This is a genomic window from Mesorhizobium sp. M7A.F.Ca.CA.001.10.2.1 (assembly GCF_003998575.1).
Classification (GTDB): domain Bacteria; phylum Pseudomonadota; class Alphaproteobacteria; order Rhizobiales; family Rhizobiaceae; genus Mesorhizobium.
This window is the reverse complement of record NZ_RZQY01000535.1, coordinates 1-4,240: the sequence shown is the minus strand read 5'-3', so window position 1 is coordinate 4,240 and position 4,240 is coordinate 1. Positions and strand designations below refer to the sequence as shown.

At 64.3% G+C, this 4,240-nt stretch carries 4 protein-coding genes; all 4 read right to left on the bottom strand.

Going from position 1 to position 4,240, the window contains the following annotated elements; genetic code table 11:
• Positions 1–507, bottom strand: a 507-nt coding sequence (locus EN964_RS26670) for an MFS transporter (RefSeq protein ID WP_164776006.1), incomplete at its 3' end; no start/stop codon positions are given.
• Between the two features lie 88 nt (positions 508–595).
• Complete coding sequence (locus EN964_RS26665; RefSeq protein WP_127271326.1) at positions 596–1,336, bottom strand: NUDIX domain-containing protein; 741 nt, start codon at positions 1,334–1,336, stop codon at positions 596–598.
• Positions 1,337–1,422: 86 nt separating this feature from the next.
• Positions 1,423–1,857: a DUF983 domain-containing protein gene (locus EN964_RS26660; RefSeq protein ID WP_174800363.1), complete on the bottom strand. Its 435-nt coding sequence runs from the start codon at positions 1,855–1,857 to the stop codon at positions 1,423–1,425.
• An 11-nt stretch (positions 1,858–1,868) separates the two neighbouring features.
• A complete protein-coding gene (gene rnr / locus EN964_RS26655; protein WP_127276939.1) occupies positions 1,869–4,187 on the bottom strand; it encodes a ribonuclease R in 2,319 nt (772 codons plus the stop codon).
• Positions 4,188–4,240: the final 53 nt, after the last annotated feature.

Below are 4,240 nucleotides of genomic sequence, written 5' to 3'. Positions count from 1 at the left end.
CCTGAAGCCGGAACTGCCGAGATGGGCGAACAGCCACGGTCCGGCGGCAAAGCCGAGCGACAGGACAGTGGCGTAAATGCCCAGCACAAGGCCGCGTCGGTGCGGCGGCGCCGAGGTGCTGATCCAGAATTCGGACAGGATGAACAGCACCGTCAGCGCGATGTGCAGCACGATGCGCAGTGGAAACCACATCCAGAAATCGGGTGCGAAATGAAAGCCGACAAAGGCCAGCGCGCCGGCGGCGATCATGGCGATCATGGTCCAGGCAACGCCGAACCGCATGGCGAGCGGAGTAGCCAGCGGCGCACCGGCGATCGAGGCGAGGCCGGCAACGGCGGTGTTGAGGCCGATCATCGAAGCCGAATGGCCGCGCGTTTCAAGGATGACGCTGAGCAGCGGCATGCCGAGGCCGATGGCGATGCCGACGACGCTGATCGACGAGATCGCCGCCGCCATCGGCAGCCAGTGTACGCGTTCGTCGCCCTGTGGTTGGGTATCGACCGTCATGGGATGCTGAATACTCTGCCTGTTTGATCTAAGGAAAGTGCTGAGCGCTTTTCCGGGAAAACCGCGTCACACTTTTCCTGGAATTGCTCTAGAGAAGTTCGCGGGTGAAGCGTCTGCGGACAAGCCGGTAGAAGGGCACGGGTCCGCCTGGACGCAACAGTGGATCATGGGCGAGGCGCTTTTCCAGCTCGTCCAGGATCATTCGGGTGATGTCGGGTATGTCGGCTTCCCTGGCCTTGGCGAGCGGCAGCCAGACCAGTTCTTCGAGCTCGTTGGTGGGACTGCCACCGGGCAGTTCGACGGCGACGTCGTCACGCCAGGCGCTGAAAAAGCGGGTGTCGAAGCGGCGCACCCGGTTGGGCGGCGTGATGGCGCGCGCAACGAAGCGCAGCATGTCGAGAGAGGGTTGCACGCCGTGTTCGGCAAAGCCTTGCCAATCGGGCCTGGGGGTTGCGAAAGCACCCTTGCGGCCGATCAGCAGCCCGGCTTCCTCATAGGTTTCGCGGATGGCGGACAGGGCGATGGCGCGGGCTCGTGCGGCGCTTGTGCGGCCCGGTCCGGCGATCAGCCTGGCTTCCTGCTCCGGGTGCAATGCGGCGACGACCGGTATGCGGCTGTCGGCCGGATCGGTGCGGCCGCCGGGAAAGACGAACTTGCCCGGCATGAAGGCGTGGCCGGCATGACGGCGACCCATCAGAACCAGCACGTCATCGTCCTTGCGGTCGAGCAGGATGAGGGTTGCCGCGTCGCGCGGGCGAATTGGCCGGTCGCTATGAGCGATCATGCTCCGCTCGATCCTGTCGACTTCCGCCTTGGTCATACCGTCCATGCGCAGGACCTAGCGGAAACTTCTGGCAAGCGAAAGTGGCCTTTCACGGTCGGTATGTTGCGCCAGGCAGCATTCTTGGCTGCGGCCTAGGCTCCGGGATGCGGCTCGATCACGTCGTGCTCGCCGCCGAAGCCGTGCATATAGAAGGCCCATTGCAGTCCGATGACGGCACCCTTGATCGGCTGCAGCAACGCAACCGACAAAAGGATGGTCAGCGGAACCCAGATGGCGATGTGCTGCCATGTGGACAGCGTCGACGTGGCCTCAACGCCCATGAAGGCGCCCAGCACGACATGGCCGACGATGACGATGACCAGATAGGCGGGCAGGTCGTCGGCCCGGTGGTGATGCAATTCCTCGCCGCAGACACTGCATGTGTCGACGGTCTTGGTGAAAGCGCGAAACAGCTTGCCTTCGCCGCAATGCGGGCAGCGGCCGAGCAGGCCGCGCTTCATCGCCGTCCACAGCGGGCGCGCGGTCCGGCCCGAGTGATGTTCTCCGCCGAAAACCTGTTCTTCCATGGCTGTTGTCATCATCGTCTCCTGCCGCGCGAACCCGGTCGCGATTGCGACGCGCGGGCGCGGCCCTTGGCCTTGTGAAACGACCGCTTGGAGCCCGGCAGAGGCTTTGGGTCGGTCAACATCTCGAAGCGCATCGCCCCGGCCATCGGCGCCACCTCGAGGAGACGGACCTCGACGCGGTCCGCGAGTTGGTAGCCTTTGCCCGAGCGTTCTCCGAACAGGGAGCGGGCCGTTTCGTCGTATATATAGTAATCGCCGTTCAATGTTGACACCGGGATGAAACCATCCGCGCCGTACTGCGGCAATTGGACAAATAGTCCTGACTTGGTGACGCCGGAGATGCGGGCATCGAACCGGTCGTCGACGCGTTCGGCAAGGTAGGCGGCGATCAGACGGTCGACCGTGTCCCGCTCGGCCGCCATTGCGCGGCGTTCCGTGCCGGAGATCAGCACCGCGACATCTTCGAGCCGTACCGCTTCGTCCTGCGTCAGCCCGCCGGGACCCAATCCGAGTGCGGCAATAAGTCCGCGATGCACGATTAAATCGGCATAGCGGCGGATCGGCGAGGTGAAATGGGCGTAGCGGCGGAGGTTGAGACCGAAATGGCCGATGTTCTTTGGCGAGTATTCGGCTTGGCTCTGCGAGCGCAGAACCACTTCGTTGACCAGGCCTTCATTGTCGGCGCCGCGCACGCGCTCCAAAATGCCGTTGAACTGGCTTGGCTGCATCTGCGCGCCGCGCGCAAGTGACAGGCCCAATGTCTGCAGGAACTCGCGCAGCGATTCCTGTTTGGCCAGTGATGGCGCGTCATGGACGCGATAGACCAGTTCCTGTTTCTTCGCCTCGAGCGTTTCGGCCGCCGCGACATTGGCCTGGATCATGAATTCTTCGATGAGCTTATGGGCATCGAGCCGGTCCGGCACGATGACGCGATCGACGGTGCCGTCCGCCTTGAGCACGATCTTGCGCTCCGGCAGGTCGAGTTCGAGCGGCTGGCGGCCGTCGCGGCCGCGCTTGAGGATCGCATAGGCGTCCCACAGTGGCTTCAGCACGGTTTTGAGGATCGGACCTGTCTTGTCGTCCGGCGCGCCGTCGATTGCCGCCTGAGCCTGTTGGTAGGCGAGCTTTGCCGCCGACTTCATCATGACGCGATGGAAGGAGTGCCTGAGCTTGCGGCCCTCGGCTGAAAAAACCATGCGCACGGCGAGCGCCGGACGGTCCTGGCCCTCCCGCAGCGAGCAGAGATCGTTGGAGATGCGCTCGGGCAGCATCGGCACGACGCGATCCGGGAAATAGACCGAATTGCCGCGCTTCAATGCTTCGCGGTCGAGCGCCGTGCCGTAGCGCACATAGGCGGCGACGTCGGCGATTGCGACAGTGGCAACCACGCCGCCGGGGTTCTTCTCGTCGAGATCCGGCGTGGCGAAGACGGCGTCGTCATGGTCCTTGGCGTCGGCCGGATCGATGGTGATCAGCGGCAGGTCGCGCCAATCCTCGCGGTGATCCAGCGTCGCCGGCTTGACCGCTTCGGATTCTGCGATGACGTCGGCCGGGAAGATATGCGGAATGTCGTGCGCGTGGATGGCGATCATCGAGACCGCCTTTTCGCTGGTCAGAGAGCCCAGCACGTTGAGCACCTTGGCCCTCGGCAGCCCATAGCGGGAAGCCCGCGCCGGCTCGACCTCCACCAGGTCACCGTTCTTGGCGCCGTTCTGGAATTCCTTGTCGACGATCAGTTCGGGCTGGCGCCGTTCCACCGGCTCGATGCGGAAGGTGCCGTCCTGCAAGATGCGAAAGACACCGAGCACGGCATCGGTACGTTTTTCGAAAATCTTCACCACCCGCCCGGTGTAGGCGGGGCCGCCCAGGGCGACGTTCGTGTCGTCGGCCGGAAAGGTCTTGGCCAGCACGCGGTCGCCAATGCCGCCCGCCGGTCCACTGCCACTGCGCGACAGGCGGATGGAGACGATGGGCGGCGGCCCATTGGCCGTGTGTTCGGTAGGACGGGCCAAGAGCACGCCATCGGCATCGCGGTCGAAAATATCGAGGACCGTGACATGGGGCAGGGCACCGACGCGAGCCAGCCCCTTGCGCTCCTTGGTGAGGACGCCTTCGTCCTGCAAGTCGCGCAAAATATCCTTCAGCCAGATGCGGTCGTCGCCGCGCAGTGCGAACGCCTTGGCGATGTCGCGTTTGCCGGCGCGATCGGGATTTTCGGCGATGTAGCGCAGGATTTCGTCACGCGAGGGCCGGTAGTCGTCCTTGACCTTGGCTCTGGTGTCGGCGGTGCGCGGATCGCCGTGGGTTCTGCCGGTGATCTTGCGCGCCACGCTGTCCTATCCTTTTTTCTTCGCGGCCGGCTTCTTCGCAGCCGGCTTCTTGG